Here is a 22,131-nt window from a genome sequence, read left to right on the forward strand (position 1 = left end):
CGTGGCAAAGAAATCCTTTGGAGGAAGTGATATAAATTCTTTGATAAAACACGGAATGGACGGACTAAATATATACGGTCCCATGCATAACATACATACAACTGAAGAATACACAACTGTACAGGAAATAGTCAGCTTTGCAGAACTGATTAAGATTCTTATGACACAACCATGAGGAACAATTTAAAGGCTTTTGCGAATATAAGGGGGTAAAAATGAGAAAGAAACTGGTTTTAGCACCGATTATGATGGCAGCTGTCTTGTCATTTACGGCATGTGCTTCGTCCGGAAGCACCGGAGGGAGTGGAGAAGGGGCAGACCGTGAGGTTCTTTTTCAGGTTTCATTGCTTCAGGGTTTAACCTTCGGTGATTATCATGGCAGTATTACTGCCGGAGAACTTAAACAGAACGGAGATACCGGGCTTGGTACTTTTGACGGACTTGATGGCGAAATGATAGTACTTGACGGTGTTGTTTATAAAGCAAAGAGTGATGGCTTAGTCGAAAAGGTAAGTGATGATGAGACAATCCCTTTTTCAAATGTGACTTTCTTTGACGAGGATGAAAATGTAACGCTCGAAGGAATCACTGATATTGACGCATTAAAGGAGCTACTGAATGAAAAACTTGAAGGGAAACTCCCGAATGGGTTCTGCGTTATACGAATCGATGGTAAATTTAAGGAGATGAATGTCCGCAGCGAATATAAGCAAAACGAACCTTATAAGCCACTTGCAAAGGTTCTTGAGACAGACCAGACATTTTTTGATTATTCCGATATAGAAGGAACTGTGGTGGGATTATACTGTCCGCCATATATGGATAAGTTAAATGCGGCAGGATGGCATCTGCACTTTATTTCAAAAGACAGGGAAAAAGGAGGCCATGTACTTGGCCTGAATATTGATAAGGCTGATCTTGCATTGGATTATACCCAGGGATTTGAAATGAAACTGCCTGATAATGAGATGTTTGATGGCTTTGATCTGACTATAGACCAGTCAGAAGATATAAAAGAAGTCGAGACTGGTGAGTAATGGGCGCAATATAAAGAAGATGCATAAAAAGTGTATATTAGTTGTAGACTTTTTATAATTGGTAGTCGTTTATCCCGGAATTTAAATGAATTATTAGCCATTTTCGAGGTGCAAAAATCCTGCGAAAATGGCTATTTTTCTTGATTCTTATCATAAAACAATTCCAAATGAATTGTTTAAGATTAAGGGATGCCCGATTTTGGAGCTTACTGATATATCCGTAGCTAATGAAGATCTTATTTTCAAGGGAACCATCAACTATCGATGGATTTACTGTTTGAATTATAAAGTTTTAAGTATATAATTCTATATGCTGAAATTATAAAAAAGTTTAAAAAGATGGGAAATATCTAAATGAAAAGGTTTGCACTTATAAAAGAAATATTTGTTTTGACAATGGCAACAATAATAATCGGAGCGGCTGTTTACTTTTTCCTTATGCCAAGCCATGCATCAGTAAGCAGCATTTCTGGATTATCAATCGTTCTTACAAATTTTGTTCCTTTGCCGGTTTCTGTGATAACAATGATACTGAATGTATTTCTTTTGATAATAGGTTTTATTACCTGTGGACCTGAGTTTGGGTATAAGACAGTGTATACGTCTATTTTACTTCCTGTGGTAATTGGCATATTTGAAAGGACATTTCCTGATTTTGTGTCTTTTACAGGTGATGCTACACTTGATGTTTTGTGTTACATATTCTTTGTAAGTATCGGAATCGCAATTCTTTTTAACAGAAACGCTTCCTCAGGTGGATTGGATATTGTAGCAAAGATTCTCAACAAGTACTTGAGGATTGATTTAGGAAAGGCAATGTCAGCGGCAGGGCTTTGTGTGGCAGTATCTTCGATCCTTGTTTATGATTCAAAAACTTTGCTGCTTAGCATTTTGGGGACATATTTTAATGGTGTAATCCTGGATCATTTTATTTTCGATCAAAAGCTAAAGAGAAGAGTATGTATTGTTTCACCTTTTGAGAAGGAAATTCGGGAATTTATACTGAACGAGCTACACAGCGGAGCAAGTATTTATAAGGCTATAGGCGCTTATCGCATGCAGGAGCACGACGAGATCATTACTATCGTGGATAAAAACGAATTCCAAAAGCTGATGGCTTTTATAGATAAAGTGGATCCACAGGCTTTCGTTACAGTATATAAAGTAAGCGAAATGCAGTACAGATCCAAATCTATGCCTGAGAGGGTATTCGAGTGATAGCTATAGAAAGGATGTAATTTATGTCAGATAAGTTTTCAAGAACTGAATTATTATATGGCGCGGAAGCTATGGAAAAACTTGCTTCTGCCCGAGTTGCTGTTTTTGGAGTAGGTGGAGTTGGCGGTTATGTAGTTGAGGCTCTTGCCAGAAGCGGAGTAGGCGCGCTAGATCTCATTGATAATGATGAGGTTTGTGCTTCAAATCTCAACAGGCAGATAATCGCAACAACAAAGACCATTGGAAAATACAAGGTTGATGTGGCAGAGGAAAGAATTCACGATATTAACCCTGATTGCAAGGTTCGAACATATAAGACATTTTTTTTACCGGAGACAAAGCACCAGTTTAATTTCAGCGATTATGATTATGTTGTGGATGCAATTGATACTGTTACCGGAAAGCTTACGATCATAGAAATGGCAAAAGAGGCAAACATCCCGGTTATATCTTCAATGGGAGCAGGAAATAAGATAAATCCTTCGATGTTTGAAGTTGCTGATATATATGAGACCTCCATATGCCCGCTTGCCAAGGTAATGCGACATGAGTGTAAAAAAAGAGGAATCAGAGATCTAAAGGTTGTTTATTCAAAGGAAAAGCCAATACAGCCACAGGCAGATACGTCAAAAAGTGAAAATGATAACAACACCGTTTCTCAGGAAACAGCAGGAAGAGATTCCAAACGCAGGGCGATTCCGGGTTCAACGGCATTTGTTCCTTCTGTAGTAGGACTCATCATCGCCGGTGAAATCATAAATGATATTACAGGAATAAAAAGATAACCATAATTTATGGTTACAGGGGGATATGTTATGAAAAATAAAAAAGCAGTTGCTATTGTTATGCTTGCATCTATAGGCCTTACTGCGTGCACAAACGTAGGTAATACCTCGGACGAAAGCGGAAAAGCTGTTACTTCAGAATTTGTAGAAAGTGGTGAAGTATCTGAAGAGACAGCTGAAACAAGTGTAAATACAGGTTATCCAATCACACTTGTTAATCATGCTGTTACATCAAGTAATGAAGAAAGAGAATTATGTACCGGAAGCTATACAGAGATTGTTTTATCTGACGAGTATAAAGAAAAGTATCCCAAGCTTGCTGAATATGTTGCAAGCTACAATGACAATATCAGCTATGAAATACCTGAGAGGATTGCTGAATATGCTTCCTGGGTTTTAGAAGATACTTTTTACGAAGATGCTGTTTACTATGATGATAATAATGTGAGTGTAGCAAGGATTGATGATCGTCTTTTTTCAATGGAAGAGCAATATGAAAGCTTTTCAGGAGGTGCGCATCCCAATCATGGCAGTGCCTCTATCAATATTGATCCTATAACGGGCCAGATGTTAAGGCTCGATCAGGTTCTAAATGACAGTTCTATACTTTCAGAGGCAATCAGAACAGAACTGGAAAGGGCTTATCCGGGAATCATGGAAGAAGTGGATAGCTTTTATTATCAGGGGGAGGACGAAGACCCTGATCAGTTTGTACAGAAACTAAAAGATGATACCTATACCTGGATCATAAATGCGGAGGGGCTTAGGATTCACTTTTCACCATATGAGATAGCTTCTTATGCTACCGGTGATCTTGATATTGTTCTATCTGTAAAAGATTATCCGAACCTCATACAGCCTGCTTTCCAGATGAGTGAAGCACAGGATATGACAAAGATTGTGACAAGGACTGAGGCAGAACCTATCAAGGTTGAACCAAAGGAAAGTGAACCAATTCCTGATAGCGTTAAAATAGCAAACCCTACATGGAAGAGCTACAAGGCTGAAGGCGTGGTTGCGGGTACTGAACATATCACTCTTACTAAGACAAAAGAGGAAAAAACAGATTTCCTTGATACAGAAGTGTGGGCAGAAAAGCACGGATTTATGCAGGAAGGACTTACTCATGAGGATGAGAATTATTTTTACTCAGGGGTAAATGAAGTATCTTATGGTAATACATTCCAGGGGCTTCAGATTTATGATACCAGTATGGAAAAGATGTATTACAATTTTGACCTTTCAGAACTGTGTGATGGCCCGGATTATGAGGAAGAGAGAGTATCAGCCCAGAATCAGTTCATCAGATATGCTACTGTAGTTGATAACATTCTTTATGCTGAGCTTGGACACTGGGGATATGCATCTGAAGAGCCATGGTCAAGCTATATTGTAGCTATTGATGTTAACACAAACGAGCTTTTATTCAGAAGTGAGCCGCTTGTTGCCAATGCAGGGAACTTTAAAGTGGTTGGAGATACAATAATCTGTGGCTACGGTTTTACAGCTGAGCCTGACTATATTTATCTTTTAGACAGATTTACGGGAGAAAAATACGATTCGATACCTGTCAATTCTGCAGCTGATCAGTTCCAGATCGTTGATGACACGCTCTATGTTGCTACATACAACACTGCATATGAATTCAGTATTGCGCAATAAAAATGTTTAAAATTGCAGTATTACGCACAATAGAAACGAAGGGCGTATAGACCATATGGTTTATACGTCTTTTTCTTTTGTCTAAAATGTAAAAAAAGATCTTGTCTTTGTTACATGATGATATTAATTGCACCTTATACATCAGAAAATGCAACTTATGCAAATCTTAAGATATGAGAAGTGTGTTTTTGATAAAGTAAAAATATCTTAAGGAAGGGAGTAAAAACAAATGAAAAGAAATATAATTGGCAGGGTGGTTAAAATCATATTAGGAGTAGTTGCTGTACTGATAGTCACAGGAACTGTTGGAATGGCCAAGCTGGTTACTGATGGCGTGTTTTATCAGAATAAAAACAATGATACTCAGGGCAACTCGGTTAAGCAGCTGGCAAAGTACGGATTTGACCTTGACGGCTTTATCGCCGGCACTCAAGGCAAAGAGATTTCTGTTACGGCAGAGGATGGCAATGTTGTTCCCGGAACCTTTTTTGATATGTACAGCGATAAGTGTGTAGTACTTGTGCACGGAGCAGGTGGCGACAGAGTAAGCACATATCCTCTTGCACAGCAGTATATCGAAAGAGGTTATAACGTAGTTGCTTTTGATGACAGAGGTCATGGATTAAATCCGGATGATAAAGTAACCTTTGGGATTCATGAGCTCCGTGATATAAAGGCGCTTGTAAGATATGCCAGAGAAGAACTTGGAAGTTCAGAGGTTATTGTTCATGGACAGTCAATGGGGGCACAGGCCACAGCAATTTATGCATCAAACGTAACACCTGGAACAGTAGAAGCAGCGGATGCAGTTATCTGTGACAGTCCTGTTCCGGGAATGGAATACATGATCAGAAGTGTGATTGCAGATGATGATCCGGAGGAAATGGAGTCATTTGTAACATCCTATCTTACAGAAGCAGGTAAGCTATATTCAAAGATTTTTTATCGCATCAACTGGAATGATGGTGATACAATCAAGGTTGTAGAAAATGATCAGCTGCCTACACTCATTTTTGTTTCACAAAAGGATACAGTCTGCCTTCCTGAAAAGGTTGAGGAAGTATATGAAAATGTTGGCAGTTCAGAAAAGAGCATTGCTTATGTAAACAGTGCACATATCGAAGGAGTTATTGATGATCCGGATGGATACATGGAATATGTTGAAACTTTCCTTGCCGGTGCCGGATTGTAAAAAGTGAGTATGAAGTTAAACCTGTTCGAAGACAAGAATAATAAAAATGAGCATGTGGATCTGTATTTCTCAAATATGAGACCACAGATAAAACAGATAATAGATATTGTGCAGTCCGAGAGAATATCTCTTTCGGGAAGACCTGCGGATGATGATCTTGACGATGGGGAAGAGATACTGATCGACCCCAAAGAGGTATATTATCTGGATTATGTGGACAGAAAACTTTTTATGTACACCGGGACCGGGGTCTATCGTATTATGAAAACACTGGCAGAGTGTGAGGAGCTCCTTTGGAACTATGGGTTTGTGAGAGTTTCCAAGTCTAATCTCATAAACATTTTCAGAATAAAACAGTTAAAGCCAGATCTTAATATGAAGGTTTATGCTTATTTTGATAATGGTGAGAGAATCTGTGTCAACAGAAGTTACAAGAAGGAATTTGATCAGTATCTTCAGAAAATGCGGAGAATGGTATAGTGAAAGAATATTTTAAGAATTTAGCCTTAATGATTTTTATGTCATACACAGTGGTTTCTGTTTCTTCTGCTGTCATCAACATTATTTTTGGCGGTCAGACAAATAATATGAATGAGCTGATGATGCTTGCTATCTGTATCATAGCCTCTGTTGTTTTATCCCTTCATAGGCTCTTTGACAGTATAAGCCCACTGGCCATGATGGTCATCCAATATCTGTTAGCGTGTGTACTGATAGCAGTAATGCTTTTAATCGTGAGTCACTTTGACACTATAACTATACAAGGATGGCTGGACCTATACCGCTCATTTACGATTCCATATGTGATTCTTGCAGGGGTATATTACTACAGTGTGTTTGCTGATACAAAGAAAAAGGACAGCATAATTAAGGACCTACAGAAACGGGCTGGATGATTGCCAGGGCGATAGTAGTTATGGAATTATATTAAGTTATATGCGTCAGGGGCTTTCTTTTTGAAGCGTTATGTATCCGTCGACAGGCAAGGAGTTATAGCAGATAAACGAAAATGATGGTATAAATGAATAGGACAATAAGATGGGAGACATATATGAGCACATCTGAGCGAGTTTTATTTATACTTGAATCCAATAAAGATAACTATACATCCGGAGAAGAGATGGCAAAGCAGTGCAGCGTTTCCAGGAATGCAGTGTGGAAAGCCATAAAGGATCTTCGAGAGAAGGGATACAATATTGAGGCGGTCAGCAACAAAGGCTATAGACTGGCAGATAATAATGACATTATATCTGTCGAGGGGATAAAGGCTGAATTACCGGATGATTTTAATAAAGCTGACATATTTGTATATAACAGTCTTAAATCAACCAGTGATAAGGCAAAAGAGCTTGCTATGGCAGGAGCACCGCACGGCACAGTCATAGTAGCTGCGACACAGACCGGCGGAAGGGGCAGAAAGGACCATTCATTCTTTTCTCCAGAGGGCGGACTGTACATGAGCATTGTTTTAAGACCTGAGCTTTTGTTTAGTACAGACAGTAAAGAAGTTACTTCTTTTACCGGTAGGGCTGTAATAGACGCCATTAGGGAACTTTCGGGTATAGAAGCCTATATCGGAGGAATCAATGACCTTTATGTTGAAGGCAAAAAAATCTGTGGTATTTTGCTTGAGTCCGGCAGTGAATTTGACAGTAATACCCTTCAGTGGATAGTTGCCGGAATAGGAATCAACTTTGATTCTGATATAAGCGGATTCCCCGAGGATGTAAAAGAGCGAGCGTCTAGTTTGTTTGAGGCCGGGAAGGCAACAATTACAAAAAATGCCCTTATAGCGCGAATAATTGAGAAAATTTTAGATTGTCAACCTAGATAATATAATTGGTTGACAATCTATTTTTGATGTGGTACCTTCATATAAGCGTTTTGAATCGTGTATTCGCGAATTTAGATTATAGTTGGAGGGCTAATACATCATGAGTAATGCAGAAGTAGTTAAAACACGAGAGAATTCAAAAGTATTGGATATGGTATACATAGCAATCAGCGCAGCACTGATAGCTATATGCTCCTGGATAAGCATTCCTACAGCAGTTCCATTTACACTTCAGACATTTGCTGTATTTTTTGTGCTTCTTTTACTTGGAGGCGAGAGGGGAACAATAGCGACTCTTGTATATGTGCTGCTTGGAGCTGTTGGAGTACCTGTATTTGCTGGCTTTAGCGGAGGAATCGGAATTCTTCTGGGAAGTACAGGCGGATACATCATTGGATTTTTATTTGTAGGTCTTATTTACATTCTATTTGAAAAATTTTTTAAGAAGAATATTGTTATGAAGATTGTAGCACTTGTTCTTGGGCTTGCAGTATGCTATGCATTTGGAACAGCATGGTTCATGCATGTGTATATTAAGAGCAGCGGCGAAGTTGGACTTCTTACAGTACTTGGCTGGTGCGTATTCCCATTCATTATTCCTGATCTTATCAAGATGGCACTTGCTGTAGTTGTAGCAAAGAGAATTGAGCCTGTGATAAAATAAAAAAATAAATTGATGATTATTTAAGAAAGTGTTGAGGCAAAATATGCTGCAACACTTTCTTTTTTCTTTTTCATTCGTATAAAATAGCATGACATCTTGAACTAAATTCCAGAAATCCGCATATACTGCGGATTTCGTGAGAATATGAGTGAAGAGTCAACCAAGCCTCATCGACGAAGTCGATTTTAATTGGCTTGGTTGATGCATTCTTGAATTGTTGATTCAAGAATGCATAGCTTGTAATTATCATTTCCACGTTTTGAAATGATTGCTATAATGTTATTATCACTTCATGATAAAGGAGAATAATTATGAAAAAGAGAAGCAGACTAAAGGTATTATCCACGCTGTTGGTAATGGTAATGATATTTGTTTGTGCAGGAATAACCGGATGTGGCAGCCAGAAAGGCAAGGCGCTTAACCAGTATTGGTCTGAGAATTCGGAAGCAGCAGAGAGCCTGAGAAGTTATGTAGCGATGGTTACCAATGAAAAAGATAAAGAGCATTTCATCCCTGTAGAGGATAGAATTGCTGTTTTTGACATGGATGGAACTCTGACTTGTGAAACATTCTATACATATTATGACACCATGATGTTTATCAATTACTGTCTGACAGATCATCCTGAAAAAGTATCAGATGAGCTAAAAACAGCCGCTGCAGAAATACGACCTGGATATACAGCAGGCGAAGAACTTGCGAGAAACTTTGCTAAGGCTTATGCAGGTATGACTATTCAGGAGTTATACGATTATGCTGTTGAGTTTGGACAGAAGAATACAGACAGCTTCCAAAATATGAGATACATCGATGGCTTCTACCTTCCGATGGTGGAAGTAGTAAAATATCTCTACGATAACGACTTTACAATTTATGTTGTCAGCGGAACAGAGCGAACAACTTCACGTGCCATTATTGCCAATTCACCAATAAGTGAGTATGTTTCACCGGCGCATGTAATTGGAACTGAATTTGAAGTTAAGCAAAGGGGTAATGAGGACGTTCCGTCAAATATGGATTACAAGTACGCTGATGGCGATGACCTGGTGTTTACAGGCGGATTTATCCAGAAAAATCTAAATTCTAACAAAGTAATCTATATAGAAAGAGAGATTGGAGTTCGACCGGTTCTTGCCTTTGGAAACAGTGGCAGTGATACAAGTATGATGAATTATGTTCTTGATAAGAGAAACCCGTATCCATCTCAGGCTTACATGGTCGTAGCTGATGATGATGTACGTGAGTGGGGCAAGCAGGATTGGACTGAGAAATCTGCTGAATACAGAGAACAGGGCTATGTACCTGTTTCAATGAAAAATGACTTTCTGAAAATCTACCCAGATACAATTAAGCGGTCAGAAGTACAGTTTGTTGAGCCAGAGGAGCAGGAAGAAGGAGAGGGAGCTGCATAAAATGGCCCGGAGGTACGGGTTAGTGGTTCGTTTTAGCAGGCAGTATAACAGATCTTAGTACTTGTTATGCACTTTTTCAGCAAAACACATGATATTTTTAACATTGATTTCCGTGTCATCATCAAGAATAGCAGTGCCACTCATTCTACCAAAAACCTGGTGCTGGTCTGAAACGATGATTTTGTAATCAAGACATGCTGCTCGGTCCAGAACAGGGACAAAATCCATTTCAAAACGGCCATCTGATGACGTGAATATCCAAGGCTCCATATAGCTGTTTTCTGGGATATGGAATGTGATATCATCGAGTTTGTGGGCTTTTCCATTGTAAAAAATGATATTTTCAGTTGCGGCTTTGGTGTTTCCAAAGCCGTAACCTATGTTAAAACCAAAGGAGTTACCATCTATATCAGCATTGCCTGATCCCCAGTGCCATGTATTGTCATAGGTCCAAACACCTCGTCCCCAATCAAGAGTGCCAAAGTCTGTGGAGGGGTTGAATTCATATTTTTTCCCATTAAACTCCATAAAGCCTGACGCACGCATGCAGTTTATCTTTTGATTATAGTAAAATGCGTGCTTTTTATCCCAAGGAGTGGCAATTACCATGGAATCCATTGGTGGCTGCGCAAGGGTAATGTCACAGGCAAAAGTTTTTCCTTCAAAAAAGTTCTCAAAATGGCATGTGATATGTCTTTTACCATCATTGGCTTCAAATTTCATCTGAAGCCTCTCATCTTCATAAAGGGTTACACCGGATTCGGAAGATGAAGGGAGAGCGAGCTTTCCCATAGGAAATGCGTTAAGTACGGTTTCTGTGTGTTCCCATTGATTGTCTCCAAATTCAAGGAGCGAGACAGATTGCAGACCAATGTAGCCATCATCAGAAATTGTGAAGGCACCGGCAAAAGAATCTGATAAAACGAGATAATAATCCCACTCTTTAATTCGCCACTTGGGAGCCTTTATCATTGCTCTGTCATATTTTTGCAAAAGAGATCTTGACCAGCCAGGTTCTATCAGCTCACCGTCGGGCCCCAGAAGTGGATGAACAGTTGTAACCTCATGATTTCTCCCCATAATCCCCTCCGTTTTCACGATTATTATTGATTGATATAATAATATTATCACTCGCTGAGTTTTTTTAATATACTGCGTGATACAATTTTGTTAATGGGCTAGCTCATAAGGAGGGCAGGTTATGTATACAGAGACTGAAGTTAAAAGAATAGTAGAAATGCAGCGAGATTTTTTTAGGTCAGGAAAGACCTTGGACATAGATTTTCGTATAAGGCAGCTTCAAAGGCTGAAAAAATTGGTATTGGAACATAGAACTGATATAGAAGATGCTCTTTATAATGACCTTGGACGTACTCCTCTTGAGGCCTATTTTTGTGATGTTGGAAGCCTTGTTCTCGAAATTAATGAGACAATACGAGGCATTAGGAAATGGGCAAAGCCGGAGAACCATTTCAGCGGTATTCACTGTTTCCCAAGCGTGATAACAAAAGCTTACAAGATGCCTTACGGAGTATCGCTTATAATCAGCCCGTTCAACTTCCCGTTTATGCTGTCAATAGGCGTTTTGATCGCAAGTATAGCTGGAGGAAATACTGCAGTTATTAAGGCCAGTTCCAAGTCAACTTCAAGCACTGCTCTTTTAAAAAAGATGATTGCTGAGATCTTTCCGGAAAAGTATGTAACAGTACTGGATGGCGGTCATGATGTTGCGGATATGTGCCTGGCACAGCGTTTTGACAAGATCTTTTACACAGGATCTCCGAAAGTTGGAGTTCATGTACTCTCAGAGGCTGCAAAAAATCTGACTTCAACTGCTCTTGAACTCGGAGGAGAAACAGGAAACTGGTGCATAATCAGGAAAGATGCGGATTTAAAAGATGCTGCAAGAAAAATCGCATTTTTTAAGCTGTTAAACTCCGGACAGATATGCACAAATATAAACCAGATTGCCGTTGCTGAGGAAGTCAGTGATGAATTTGTCCATGAGCTGAAAAAAGCTTTTTCCAAGCAAATAGGTGACGATCCACTAAATAATCCTGAGTATCCGCACCTCATTGGGAAAACTGCCTATGACAAGTGCGCAGGTATAGTAAATGACTATAGGGAGAGAGTGGTATATGGCGGAAAAGGTGATGAGAGCTCTTTAAAATACGAACCTACTGTTATATATCCGGTAGATATTGATGAAGAATTAGTTCAAAAAGAGCTTTTTTGCCCGATTCTTCCTGTAGTAAAATATAAAGACAGTGCAGTCAGGGATGTGCTAAATACAATTTCCGAAAGAGAGCATGGCCTTACGCTCTATATCTTTACTCGCAATGTGGAATGGGCCAAAAAGGTCATGCAAAGGATGCAGTTTGGCGGTGGATGCATAAATGAAGTATGCCTTCATATGATGGTCAAGGGCGTTCCGTTTAATGGTGTAGGCCACTCCGGTATGGGAGCATACCATGGCATATGGGGATTTGACGAATTTACGCATCCAACAACAGTCCTTATTGGTGCAACAAAAGGGAATCTGTCAATGCGGGAGCACCCGTATGGAAGAAGCTGGAAAAGAGCACTAATAGAGCTCTTTGAGCGATAAAGAGTGCATCCTCGTGGCACATAAATGAAAAAGAAAAATAGCTAATAATATCATACTTGATAGTTGGCTCTTTTAATGGATGTAATATATAATTATTATGTTGGGGAATAGTATAAAGGAAGTGATAATATGCTACGTAACAAACGAATGTGCGTGAACTGTGGACGATTGTTTCTTGCTGCAAATCATAAACGAGTGTTTTGCTCTTTAAACTGCAAAAAAATGTATGGCAATTCTATTTCATTTGATTGCCACACTTGTAGAAATGCTCATTGTACGGCTAGAAATATGTATTCAAGGATCACGCCTGCAGAATGTGAAAACTTAAAAAATAAAAATCGTGTATAAAAAGCCTTCTCTTTGACGTAATCCTTAATGTAGTCTCATCATAAAAATAGAATATTCATCATTCTGAAAATCAAGGTCAGGAGAATTTTCGCCGCCGCCATTGGTGCTACGCTTAATTTCTGCGTAGAATTCTTCTCCTTGATTTACTATATCCATAACACTTATCTGAATACCATATTCATTTGCAATGTCGCAAAAGTCGGCAATGGGGTTGGGAGACTGCCTTGTAGCTAAAAGTTTGTCTTTGAGAACACTGTCATTGCTGGCTTTTTCTAATAATGCGTCTAGTTTTTCTGTAATCTCCATAGTGCACCTCCTGCTAGTCTTTAGTATTAGAATACACTAAAAGTTTAAAAGAAAAAATAAAATATAGTATTGAATTTATCGCAGAATGGATTTATTATTTATTTAACCGGTTAAATGAGCGAGGATACTAGATGAAAAAAACTACATTAAAGGACGTAGCTGAACGAGCTGGAGTGTCAAAAGCAACAGTTTCGTACATATTAAATAACTCCAATAAGCCTATTACTGAGGAAACAAAGGCAAGAGTAAAAAAAGCCATGGAGGAACTGAACTATGTTCCGGATTTGGGTGCGGCATCTCTTACAAATAAAACTTCAAAGATGATTGGTGTTGTTATTCCGCAGACCGAGCCCGGTAGTCAACTGATGTTTCATAACAGTTTTTATAGTGAAATAATCAGCTCAATTGAATACTACGCAAGAAAGATTGGCTATCATATATTGATTTCAGGGACAAATGTAGATGAGTCCTACATTAAGCATATCTACGAGAGAAATCTTGATGCAGTAATAGCTATTGGCGTATATCCGGATGAGTTTTTTGATCAGTTCAAAAAGATAGGGATTCCTGCAGTTCTTATAGATAGCTATTGCAAGGATGAGGGATTTCATAACATTAGGATAGACGACGAACTTGGTGGATACCTTGCCACAAAATATATGCTTGATAAACATCATAAAAAAGTAGGATTCCTTTCCGGAAAGATGAAGGAAGATGGAGTAATTAAAAAGCGACATGAAGGCTACAAAAGAGCGCTTTCTGAATATGGAATCCGTTATGATAAGGACCTGATTTTTGAGGGGGAAGTTGATTTTGACAGTGGAATTGAGATTGCAGAGAGAATCGTAAGAGACACAATTCCAGTAACAGGAATCGTGACTACTGCAGATGTTTTAGCAATAGGCGCAATTAAAGGATTCCATAATAAGGGGAAAAATGTCCCGGCTGACTATTCAGTTGTCGGTTTTGATGACTTGGAAATCTCTAAGTATATTACACCGGGATTAACTACCATCAAGCAGGATATATATGGAAAAGGCCGACTTGCTGTTGAAATACTGTCAAGATCACTTGAAGATAAGTCTTATCCCAAACAGGACATAATTATTCCGTTTGAATTAATAGAGAGAGAAAGTGTTAGGGAGCTTCAATGATTAAGCTGGATATAGAAAAAGACAAAGAGGAAATTCAATTAGAAAAGGGCTTGCTGACAATAGAATATAGTAAAGACGGCCAACAAAGTTATGCCATTATCAGAGCCAGTTACAATCATGTATATGGCCTTGGAGAGAAGTTTGATCATATAGATCAGAAAGGCCATAAATGCATTAACTGTGTGGAAGAGAAGTTTTGCAATCAGGGAGAAAAAACATATTGCAGCGTTCCCTTTTTCTTTACTGATACAGGTTGGGGCTTATTTGTAGAGACGGATTGTGTTACTACATTTGAATTTAACCATGAGATCAGGTGTGTTCTTCCAAATGACGCGTCATTATTGCTGTTTAGTGGTTCGCCCGCAGATATTACAGGCGAGTTTAACACCTATCTTGGGAAAATCAGTGTTCCACCAAAATATGCCTTTGGACCATGGATTTCAGCCAATCGCTGGAATTCACAAAAAGATGTTGAGGATGTCGTCAAAAAACTTGAAAAATACGATTTTCCTGCGACAGTTCTGGTACTTGAAGCCTGGAGTGATGAGGCGACATTCTATATATGGAACGGTGCAAAATGCAGAGGAATAGATGGAAATGAAGAATTAAGATATGAGGATCTGGATTTTTCAGAAAGCAAATATTGGACCAACCCTAAAGAAATGGTCCAAAAGCTGAAAGAAAAAGGAATTCATACTGTGCTGTGGCAGATTCCGGTATATAAGAAGATGGAAAAAGGCGCATATAATTCCCAAAACATAATGGATGAGGAATACGCTATAAAGAACAAGCTTTGCCTGTATAAAAAAGATGGATTACCATATAGGATTCCTGAAGGCAACTGGTTTGCCGGATCTCTTGTACCTGATTTTTCTAATCCTGATACAAAAAGAGCATGGTTTGCAAAGCGCAAGTACCTTCTTGATATGGGAATAGATGGCTTCAAAACTGATGGCGGAGAGTTTATATATGAAGATGATGTAATATCTTTTGACCAAAAAACAGGAAAAGAGCTAAAGAACTCTTATTGTCAGCAGTACATAAATTCATACTATGAGACGCTTGGGAAAGAACACGTACTGTTTTCAAGAGCGGGTTATACAGGAACTCAGAGAACGCCTATTTTATGGGCAGGAGATCATCAATCAACATATGAAGAACTAAGAAATGTGTATACAGCTGCAATTTCAGCGGCTTGCTCAGGCATAATATTCTGGGGATTTGATATAGGGGGATTTGCAGGACCGTTGCCAGCTATGGACTTATATCTAAAATCAACTCAATTTGCCTGCTTTTGCCCGATAATGCAATGGCATTCTGAACCGGATGGCGGCCAGTTTAAAGAGTTATTGCCAAGTGCAGAAGGTAATAACGAAAGAAGCCCTTGGAATATCGCAGAATCATACAAGGCACCGGGCTTCATTGATGAAATAAGAAAATGGCATCATCTTAGGATGAAGTTATTGCCCTACATATATAAAGAAGCAGTAAAGGCGGCTGAAAATGGACAACCGTTGATGAAGCCTTTATTTATGATCAATCCGGAAGATTGCAACTCATTTGAATGGGAAGATGAATACTTTTTTGGCGAAGATTTGCTGGTTGCGCCTATATTTGAGGAGAGTATAAATAACAGACGGTTGTATTTACCAAGTGGAGAGTGGACAGGATTTTTTAGTCAAAAGAAATATGAAGGCGGGCAAATCGTAGATTCTATATTGGAAAAATATCCTGTTTTCATAAAAGGCGGCAAAGAATCAGATATTTGCGAGGAAGACTGCAGCTTCTTCGAAGATATAAAAAAGCATTTTTAGAGGGAGGTATTTATGAAACGAAAAACTATTTCTTTATTGACACAAGTAGCTATAGTAGCAACACTTCTGTCGGGCTGTGGGAGTGCGAATCCAGACGCAGCGCAGACAGAAGCGTCAACTGAAAAGGTAACTGAGACTGAAGCCTCAAAAGAGGCAGAACCAGCAGCTGAAACTACACAGGAGACTGCTGAACCAATCACAATTACATATGCTAATTTTAACGCATCCGGTGGCAACGAAGCAACGCTGAATTCAATGTATCAGGCTTTTCATGAGCAAAATCCTGATATTACTGTAGAAATTGAAACTATTGCAATGGATGATTATTTCACTACACTTCAGACAAGGATAGCAGGTGGGACGGCTCCGGACTGCTTTGAAATGAACATTGAAAACTTTGCAGCATATGCTTCAAAAGGAATACTGGCTGAGCTTTCAGAAGTAGATACAAGCTCTCTTAATCAAACGGCATTATCTGCTTTTTCATATGGCGGAAAGCAGTATGCACTGCCGGAAAACTTTTCAACAGTAATACTTGTTTATAACAAGGATCTTTTTGATCAGGCAGGAATTGACTATCCTACATCATCATGGACCAGAGAGGATGTTGATAAGGCAGCTGAAGCAATTAGAGCCCTCGGAGATAATATTTTCGGCATCTACCAGCCTGTCACATACAATGAATTTTATAAAGTTGCAGCTCAGTATGGCGGAAGTCTCATAAGTGAAGATGGTTCTAAGTTTACAATTAATTCGCCTGAGAATATTGCAGCTCTTCAGAGTATGGTTGACAGAGTTCAGAAGACCAATGTACAGCCTACAGCAGAGCAGATGGGCGGAATGGGCGACTGGGATTTATTTGAAAGTGGAAGACTTGGAATGATTCCTACAGGCACATGGTGCTTCAATACATTTACAGAGGCATGCGATTTTGCATGGGATATATGCGTTGAGCCAGGCCAGACTCAGAAAGCTACCCATTTCTTCGCTAATGCACTTGTAGTAAATAATGATGCCAGTGACGCCGCAAAAGTAGCTGCACAGAAATGGATATCATTCCTTTCATCAAGTGATGAGGCAGCCAAGATCCGTCTGGATGCAGGATGGGATCTGCCTGCTCTTAGTGACATGAACGCACTTTCAAGTTATCTTGAGATTACTCCTCCTGATAACAGAAAGGCTGTATTTGAATCACTTGATTCACTTGTATTACCGCCAATTATTACAGATTACAGTCAGATGTCAGACATTATTTCAAATGCAGTAAGTAAGGCAGCAAGTGGTGAGAGTTCCCCGGAAGAAGCACTTAATGAAGCGCAAAAGCTTTGTGAAGAGCAGATTACACTTCAGTAGAAACATGGAGCCTGCATCCATATTGGACTGCAGGCTCGTATATTGTATTTCAGTTTTGCTTAAAAAAGGTTGATATTATGACAAAAGAGAAGAAGAAAATACTACAAGCGATTCCATTTATGCTACCCAGTTTCATAGGAATGATAATATTTAGTTTTCTCCCAATTATTATGGCTACAGCACTAAGCATGACGGATTGGAGCGGACTGGAAAAATTTACGATCCATACTATTCCGGATCATTTTGTGGGATTCCAGAATTATATTCAGCTACTTACGCGAGAAGAGTTTTGGAGTACTCTTTTGCATGTTCTTTACTATATCGTCCTATATATTCCACTTGGATTCTTATTATCGATGGTAATTGCGCTTGTTTTGAATACTGAGAAAAGATTTACGGGAGTTATGAGAGTTCTTTTCTATATACCCGTATTAACTTCATGGGTAGCTGCGAGCCTCATATGGAAATGGGTTCTTAGCTCACAATATGGAGTAATAAATTCAGTAATCGGTGTGTTTGGCATGAAAGGACCGGATTGGCTTACGAACAAATACTGGGCTATGCCTGGTATTGTACTGGCCTCTGTATGGAAAGATATGGGATACTACGGCCTTTATATTTTCGGTGGACTTAGAGGAATCGATCCTACTTATTATGAGGCGGCAAAGGTAGATGGCGCCGGAAAAATGTGGACTCTGTTTAGTGTTACAATGCCGCTTTTATCACCAACACTTTTTTATTGTCTGATAATGTCGCTGATCAATGCATTTCAGCTTTTTCCACAGGTGCAGATCATGACTGAAGGCGGGCCAAATGGTGCCACGCAGGTCATGGTAGAGCGAATTTACACATATGCCTTTAGCTATTTCAAGATGGGGTATGCTGCAGCATATTCATGGTTACTGTTTGTGATAATCCTCTTGTTAACACTGATACAGCTTAAGCTGCAGAAAGTTTGGGTGCATTATGAATCATAAAACACAAAAGATAATCTTTAATATTTTGTTTTACCTTGGGGCAGCTGTATTGGTAGTTATTGTAACTGTTCCGCTGTATTGGATGATATCTACATCTTTAAAATCAAAAGGTGCGCTGATGGCACTCCCAATCCAGTGGATTCCAAAAAAGCCTACTCTTAATTCTTACAAAAAAGTATTTACATTATTCCCATTTGCAAGAGCAATGTTTAACAGTGCTTTTATTACGGTTATGTATGTTGGTATAACTATTATCTCTGCATCAATGGCGGCATTTGCCATTGCTAAGATAAGATTTAAAGGTGCAAATTTCATTTTTGCATTGTATCTGACATCGATGATGATACCGGTTCAGATAACGCTTATACCAATGTTCATTATTATGAATAAATTTTCTTTGATCAACAAATATGCAAGCGTTATTTCTCCGGCGATTTTCAAGGCGTTTGCTATCTTTTTGCTGGTTCAGAATATGAGAGCACTTCCGGACGACTATCTTGAAGCTGCCAGAATAGATGGGGCAGGGCTGTTCAAGATCTACAGGGATATTATCATGCCCATGATGGTTCCCACAGTTGCGACACTGGCAATAACAACGTTCATGGAGGCCTGGAATGATTACTTGTGGCCGCTTGTTATGCTATCTGATAAAAACAAGATGACACTGACACTGGCCTTAAATACACTAAACGGACAGTATGATACAGAGTATAATGTACTTATGGCAGGAAGCCTAATTTCGATGGTGCCGATAATAATTATTTATATAATTGCTCAAACCCAGATGAAACAGGGAATCACAGTAGGAGGAGTAAAGGGATAATGGTCAAAAAATACAAAATTGGTAATCCAATAGAAACAGATTCAGTCGTGGTTTCTTTTGACAATGAGACAAAAGAAATCCCATATTTTGAAAGAGTTCAGGGGAAAAATGAACTGAAATATAATATGGGTGCAAAAGACCGTGTTTTCGGACTTGGTGAAACTGTGCGCGGAATAAATAAAAGAGGGTATATCTACGTCAGCAATTGCTCTGATGATCCAAATCATACCGAAGACAAAAGATCTCTTTACGCCGCCCAGAATTTCTTTGTTATCTGGGGGAACGGTAAGGGTTTTGGAATGTATGTTGATACACCAGGCAGGGTCTCTTTTGATATAGGATATACGGATAAGGACGTTTTTTCCATTGCCTTTGAGGACTTCGATGCCTATGTTTACGTGATTGAAGGCGAGAGCATCCTTGAGATTGTAAAAGAGTTCCGCGGAATAATAGGAAAGAGCTATATTCCTCCAAGGTGGGCCTTTGGATTTGGTCAGAGCAGATGGAGTTACATGAATGAAGACCAGGTAAGGGAAGTCGTTGACAAGTACGATGAGCTGGACATTCCTATTGACAGCGTGTACCTGGACATCGACTATATGGAAAGATATAAGGACTTCACTGTCAGCGATGAGAGATTTCCTGATTTTAGTGCATTTGTGAAGGAAATGGCTGACAGAAACATACATCTTGTCCCGATCATTGACGCAGGAGTGAAGATTGAAGAAGGATATGACGTCTATGAAGAAGGGGTAAAGAATAATTTCTTTTGCAAAAAAGAAAATGGAGAGAACCTTGTTGCTGCGGTTTGGCCCGGAAAAGTGTATTTCCCTGACTTCCTTAACGAGGATGCCAGAAAATGGTTTGGCGAAAAATATAAAGTTCTTTTGGACTATGGAATCGACGGCTTTTGGAATGACATGAACGAACCGGCTATTTTTTATACCGAGGACCATTTGAAAGAGGTCTTTGAGCAGATAAAAGAGCTAGAGGGGAAAAATCTGGATATAAGCTCCTTCTTTAAATTTCAGGATATAGTTGGGGGACTTGCCAATAATGAAGAGGATTACAGGAGATTTTACCACAAGTATAAAGGTAAGATATATCGCCACGATAAAGTTCACAACTTATTTGGCTATAATATGACAAGAGCTGCGGGCGAGGCATTTGAGAGACTTTCACCAGATAAAAGAATTCTCATGTTCTCAAGGTCATCATATATTGGAATGCACCGCTACGGAGGAGTCTGGTGTGGCGACAACAAATCCTGGTGGAGCCATTTACTGCTTAATATCCAGCAGATGCCGGCGCTCAATATGTGTGGATTTATCTATAGTGGCGCAGATATAGGCGGGTTTGGAGCTGATGTCACAGAGGACCTGCTTATGAGATGGGCTGAATTTGGTATTTTCACGCCTCTTTTCAGAAATCATTCCGCAGATGGCACCAGAAGACAGGAATTCTACAGATTTACTGACAAAGAGAGCTTTAAAAACATTCTTAGGCTCAGATACGCGCTGATTCCGTACCTTTATTCAGAGTTCATGAAGGCAGTAAATAACGACGAAATGCTGTTCAGACCTGTATGTTTTGATTATCCGGATGATGAAATGGCTTACGAAGTAGAGGACCAGCTTTTTGTGGGCGAGAGCATTATGGTTGCGCCTGTATATAAACAGAATGCTACCGGCAGATATGTGTACCTTCCGGAAGACATGAAGCTTTGCAGATTTAGAAGCTACAATGACTACGATGTTGAGATCATATCAAAGGGTCATCACTATATCGAGGCAGCGCTGAATGAAGTACTAGTGTTTATCAAAAAAGGCCACGCGCTTCCCATTGCAGTACCTGCAGGTAGAACAGAACAGATTGATTACAATAACATTAGTTATGAATGCTATGACTGTGATAATAGCACATATGAGCTGTTTACAGATGATGGTATTTCCAGGTGATTATATAGTATTATATAGATACGGAAAAATTATATAGAATTATATAGGTAATGGTTCATAAACTGTCGATTTATGAAACTCTCATAAAAATGAGCTGATATTTATTGACACAAGCCACGTAAACGCTTATATTGTAAGTAGAAAAAGGTGCTACCCGTACAGCAACGGTTAGTCCGAAATTTGACAGTTATTAAAATAACCGCTTAGTTTGTGAGACTGGGGCGGTTATTTTAATGCTTGCTATTCCTACCGATGGAATAGCCAAGACCAAATAGCATAATTATAGCAATAATTTAAGCCTTGTAAATCCAAAATGTTATTAAGGATACAAGGCTATAATATTTCGTAAATGGTTCTCAATATGTCAGAAAAATTGCCGTTTGACAGTATAATTTACTGTTAAATGGCTCTTTTTCTGTTATAGTAAAAATATGTTTTTGTTGGAGGGCAATTATGGAATTTGGGGAAATTTCTATTAAGGATAAACTTGGCAGAACTGTAATACTGAGAAATGCAAGGCCGGAAGATTCAGCGGCTCTTATAGAGTATCTGAGAACAACTAGTGCCGAGACTCCTTATCTGATCAGAGAACCTGAAGAAATCACAATTACAGAGGAACAAGAGAATAAATTCATTCAGGCTAAAATAGATGCAGAGCGTGAGCTTATGCTTGTTGCCTTTATTGATGGTAAGCATATCGGTAATTGCTCCCTTATGAGCATTGCACCATATAAGAGGTACAGCCACAGGTGTGATGTTGAAATTGCTCTATACAAAGAATTCTGTGGATGCGGTATAGGGAAAGCTATGCTTCAGACTGTACTTGATGTTGCGAAGAACATAGGCTATGAGCAGGCAGAGCTTGAAGTTATGGCAGAGAATAAGGATGCCATTGCTATGTATGAGAAGTTGGGATTTGAGAAGTTTGGTACATTCCCTGATAACATGAAATATGCTGATAGATCCTATATGGATGCATATTGGAT

Annotated in this window: 21 protein-coding genes; 19 read left to right on the forward strand and 2 right to left on the reverse strand. The window is 39.1% G+C overall.

What is annotated here, in order from left to right:
* Nucleotide 1 precedes the first annotated feature (1 nt).
* From BM146_RS19610 to BM146_RS15305, 11 genes are all read left to right on the forward strand, one after another.
* Nucleotides 2-175 (forward strand): hypothetical protein, encoded by a 174-nt coding sequence (locus BM146_RS19610; RefSeq protein ID WP_177201694.1) that lies wholly within the window; start codon nucleotides 2-4, stop codon nucleotides 173-175.
* A gap of 40 nt (nucleotides 176-215) precedes the next feature.
* Complete coding sequence (budA, locus tag BM146_RS15260) at nucleotides 216-1,037, forward strand: acetolactate decarboxylase (RefSeq protein ID WP_083413589.1); 822 nt, start codon at nucleotides 216-218, stop codon at nucleotides 1,035-1,037.
* A gap of 354 nt (nucleotides 1,038-1,391) precedes the next feature.
* The gene (locus BM146_RS15265) at nucleotides 1,392-2,255 is read left to right on the forward strand and encodes a YitT family protein (protein ID WP_074890909.1); all 864 of its coding nucleotides are present in this window, start codon (nucleotides 1,392-1,394) and stop codon (nucleotides 2,253-2,255) included.
* Nucleotides 2,256-2,278: 23 nt separating this feature from the next.
* Entirely contained in the window at nucleotides 2,279-3,040 is a 762-nt protein-coding gene (locus tag BM146_RS15270; protein WP_074890911.1) for a tRNA threonylcarbamoyladenosine dehydratase, read from the forward strand.
* A gap of 30 nt (nucleotides 3,041-3,070) precedes the next feature.
* Nucleotides 3,071-4,702: an RsiV family protein gene (locus tag BM146_RS15275; protein WP_074890913.1), complete on the forward strand. Its 1,632-nt coding sequence runs from the start codon at nucleotides 3,071-3,073 to the stop codon at nucleotides 4,700-4,702.
* A 229-nt stretch (nucleotides 4,703-4,931) separates the two neighbouring features.
* Entirely contained in the window at nucleotides 4,932-5,894 is a 963-nt protein-coding gene (locus BM146_RS15280; protein WP_074890916.1) for an alpha/beta hydrolase, read from the forward strand.
* A 9-nt stretch (nucleotides 5,895-5,903) separates the two neighbouring features.
* Nucleotides 5,904-6,374, forward strand: a complete 471-nt coding sequence (locus BM146_RS15285) for a LytTR family DNA-binding domain-containing protein (protein WP_074890919.1) — start codon at nucleotides 5,904-5,906, stop codon at nucleotides 6,372-6,374.
* Nucleotides 6,374-6,790, forward strand: coding sequence for a DUF6608 family protein (locus BM146_RS15290; RefSeq protein WP_074890922.1), 417 nt, complete (start codon nucleotides 6,374-6,376; stop codon nucleotides 6,788-6,790). The genes BM146_RS15285 and BM146_RS15290 overlap by 1 nt, the downstream gene beginning before the upstream one ends.
* A 125-nt stretch (nucleotides 6,791-6,915) precedes the next feature.
* Complete coding sequence (locus BM146_RS15295) at nucleotides 6,916-7,728, forward strand: biotin--[acetyl-CoA-carboxylase] ligase (RefSeq protein ID WP_242949417.1); 813 nt, start codon at nucleotides 6,916-6,918, stop codon at nucleotides 7,726-7,728.
* Nucleotides 7,729-7,828: 100 nt separating this feature from the next.
* Nucleotides 7,829-8,392, forward strand: a complete 564-nt coding sequence (locus BM146_RS15300) for a biotin transporter BioY (protein WP_074890926.1) — start codon at nucleotides 7,829-7,831, stop codon at nucleotides 8,390-8,392.
* Between the two features lie 311 nt (nucleotides 8,393-8,703).
* Nucleotides 8,704-9,804, forward strand: a complete 1,101-nt coding sequence (locus tag BM146_RS15305) for an HAD family hydrolase (RefSeq protein ID WP_074890928.1) — start codon at nucleotides 8,704-8,706, stop codon at nucleotides 9,802-9,804.
* Nucleotides 9,805-9,858: 54 nt separating this feature from the next.
* On the opposite strand, the gene BM146_RS15310 is transcribed toward BM146_RS15305, so the two are convergent.
* Nucleotides 9,859-10,884: a DUF2804 domain-containing protein gene (locus BM146_RS15310; RefSeq protein WP_074890931.1), complete on the reverse strand. Its 1,026-nt coding sequence runs from the start codon at nucleotides 10,882-10,884 to the stop codon at nucleotides 9,859-9,861.
* 121 nt (nucleotides 10,885-11,005) lie between these two features.
* Here BM146_RS15310 and BM146_RS15315 point away from each other — a divergent pair, with 121 nt between their 5' ends.
* Nucleotides 11,006-12,412, forward strand: a complete 1,407-nt coding sequence (locus BM146_RS15315; RefSeq protein ID WP_074890933.1) for an aldehyde dehydrogenase family protein — start codon at nucleotides 11,006-11,008, stop codon at nucleotides 12,410-12,412.
* Nucleotides 12,413-12,784: 372 nt separating this feature from the next.
* Here the strand turns inward: BM146_RS15315 and BM146_RS15325 are convergent, their stop codons facing one another.
* Nucleotides 12,785-13,066, reverse strand: a complete 282-nt coding sequence (locus BM146_RS15325) for a hypothetical protein (protein ID WP_074890939.1) — start codon at nucleotides 13,064-13,066, stop codon at nucleotides 12,785-12,787.
* 131 nt (nucleotides 13,067-13,197) lie between these two features.
* Here BM146_RS15325 and BM146_RS15330 point away from each other — a divergent pair, with 131 nt between their 5' ends.
* The 7 genes from BM146_RS15330 to BM146_RS15360 all read left to right on the forward strand — a co-directional run.
* Nucleotides 13,198-14,220, forward strand: a complete 1,023-nt coding sequence (locus BM146_RS15330) for a LacI family DNA-binding transcriptional regulator (protein ID WP_074890942.1) — start codon at nucleotides 13,198-13,200, stop codon at nucleotides 14,218-14,220.
* Nucleotides 14,217-16,034 (forward strand): glycoside hydrolase family 31 protein, encoded by a 1,818-nt coding sequence (locus BM146_RS15335; protein ID WP_074890945.1) that lies wholly within the window; start codon nucleotides 14,217-14,219, stop codon nucleotides 16,032-16,034. Before BM146_RS15330 ends, BM146_RS15335 begins: the two co-directional genes overlap by 4 nt.
* Nucleotides 16,035-16,046: 12 nt before the next feature.
* Nucleotides 16,047-17,387 (forward strand): ABC transporter substrate-binding protein, encoded by a 1,341-nt coding sequence (locus tag BM146_RS15340; protein WP_074890948.1) that lies wholly within the window; start codon nucleotides 16,047-16,049, stop codon nucleotides 17,385-17,387.
* Between the two features lie 170 nt (nucleotides 17,388-17,557).
* Nucleotides 17,558-18,364 carry a carbohydrate ABC transporter permease gene (locus BM146_RS15345; protein WP_242949418.1) on the forward strand — a complete coding sequence of 269 codons (807 nt, stop codon included), beginning with the start codon at nucleotides 17,558-17,560 and terminating at the stop codon, nucleotides 18,362-18,364.
* Nucleotides 18,354-19,187, forward strand: coding sequence for a carbohydrate ABC transporter permease (locus BM146_RS15350; protein WP_074890954.1), 834 nt, complete (start codon nucleotides 18,354-18,356; stop codon nucleotides 19,185-19,187). Before BM146_RS15345 ends, BM146_RS15350 begins: the two co-directional genes overlap by 11 nt.
* A complete protein-coding gene (locus tag BM146_RS15355; RefSeq protein WP_074890957.1) occupies nucleotides 19,187-21,145 on the forward strand; it encodes a glycoside hydrolase family 31 protein in 1,959 nt (652 codons plus the stop codon). Before BM146_RS15350 ends, BM146_RS15355 begins: the two co-directional genes overlap by 1 nt.
* A 453-nt stretch (nucleotides 21,146-21,598) precedes the next feature.
* On the forward strand, nucleotides 21,599-22,131 hold a 533-nt coding region (locus BM146_RS15360), incomplete at its 3' end, for a GNAT family N-acetyltransferase (protein ID WP_074890959.1).

The sequence above is a fragment of the Butyrivibrio proteoclasticus genome (genome assembly GCF_900115735.1).
Classification (GTDB): Bacteria; Bacillota; Clostridia; order Lachnospirales; family Lachnospiraceae; genus Butyrivibrio; species Butyrivibrio proteoclasticus_B.

Bases quoted from the DNA above. Each gene is read 5' to 3' on its own strand.
- budA (WP_083413589.1), top strand. From the start codon at position 216: ATGAGAAAGAAACTGGTTTTAGCACCGATTATGATGGCAGCTGTCTTG.
- BM146_RS15345 (WP_242949418.1), top strand. From the start codon at position 17,558: ATGGCTACAGCACTAAGCATGACGGATTGGAGCGGACTGGAAAAATTT.
- BM146_RS15330 (WP_074890942.1), top strand. From the start codon at position 13,198: ATGAAAAAAACTACATTAAAGGACGTAGCTGAACGAGCTGGAGTGTCA.
- BM146_RS15300 (WP_074890926.1), top strand. From the start codon at position 7,829: ATGAGTAATGCAGAAGTAGTTAAAACACGAGAGAATTCAAAAGTATTG.
- BM146_RS15275 (WP_074890913.1), top strand. From the start codon at position 3,071: ATGAAAAATAAAAAAGCAGTTGCTATTGTTATGCTTGCATCTATAGGC.
- BM146_RS15325 (WP_074890939.1), bottom strand. From the start codon at position 13,066: ATGGAGATTACAGAAAAACTAGACGCATTATTAGAAAAAGCCAGCAAT.
- BM146_RS15265 (WP_074890909.1), top strand. From the start codon at position 1,392: ATGAAAAGGTTTGCACTTATAAAAGAAATATTTGTTTTGACAATGGCA.
- BM146_RS15340 (WP_074890948.1), top strand. From the start codon at position 16,047: ATGAAACGAAAAACTATTTCTTTATTGACACAAGTAGCTATAGTAGCA.
- BM146_RS15315 (WP_074890933.1), top strand. From the start codon at position 11,006: ATGTATACAGAGACTGAAGTTAAAAGAATAGTAGAAATGCAGCGAGAT.
- BM146_RS15305 (WP_074890928.1), top strand. From the start codon at position 8,704: ATGAAAAAGAGAAGCAGACTAAAGGTATTATCCACGCTGTTGGTAATG.
- BM146_RS15350 (WP_074890954.1), top strand. From the start codon at position 18,354: ATGAATCATAAAACACAAAAGATAATCTTTAATATTTTGTTTTACCTT.
- BM146_RS15270 (WP_074890911.1), top strand. From the start codon at position 2,279: ATGTCAGATAAGTTTTCAAGAACTGAATTATTATATGGCGCGGAAGCT.
- BM146_RS15285 (WP_074890919.1), top strand. From the start codon at position 5,904: ATGAAGTTAAACCTGTTCGAAGACAAGAATAATAAAAATGAGCATGTG.
- BM146_RS15280 (WP_074890916.1), top strand. From the start codon at position 4,932: ATGAAAAGAAATATAATTGGCAGGGTGGTTAAAATCATATTAGGAGTA.
- BM146_RS15295 (WP_242949417.1), top strand. From the start codon at position 6,916: ATGAATAGGACAATAAGATGGGAGACATATATGAGCACATCTGAGCGA.
- BM146_RS15310 (WP_074890931.1), bottom strand. From the start codon at position 10,884: ATGGGGAGAAATCATGAGGTTACAACTGTTCATCCACTTCTGGGGCCC.
- BM146_RS15335 (WP_074890945.1), top strand. From the start codon at position 14,217: ATGATTAAGCTGGATATAGAAAAAGACAAAGAGGAAATTCAATTAGAA.
- BM146_RS15355 (WP_074890957.1), top strand. From the start codon at position 19,187: ATGGTCAAAAAATACAAAATTGGTAATCCAATAGAAACAGATTCAGTC.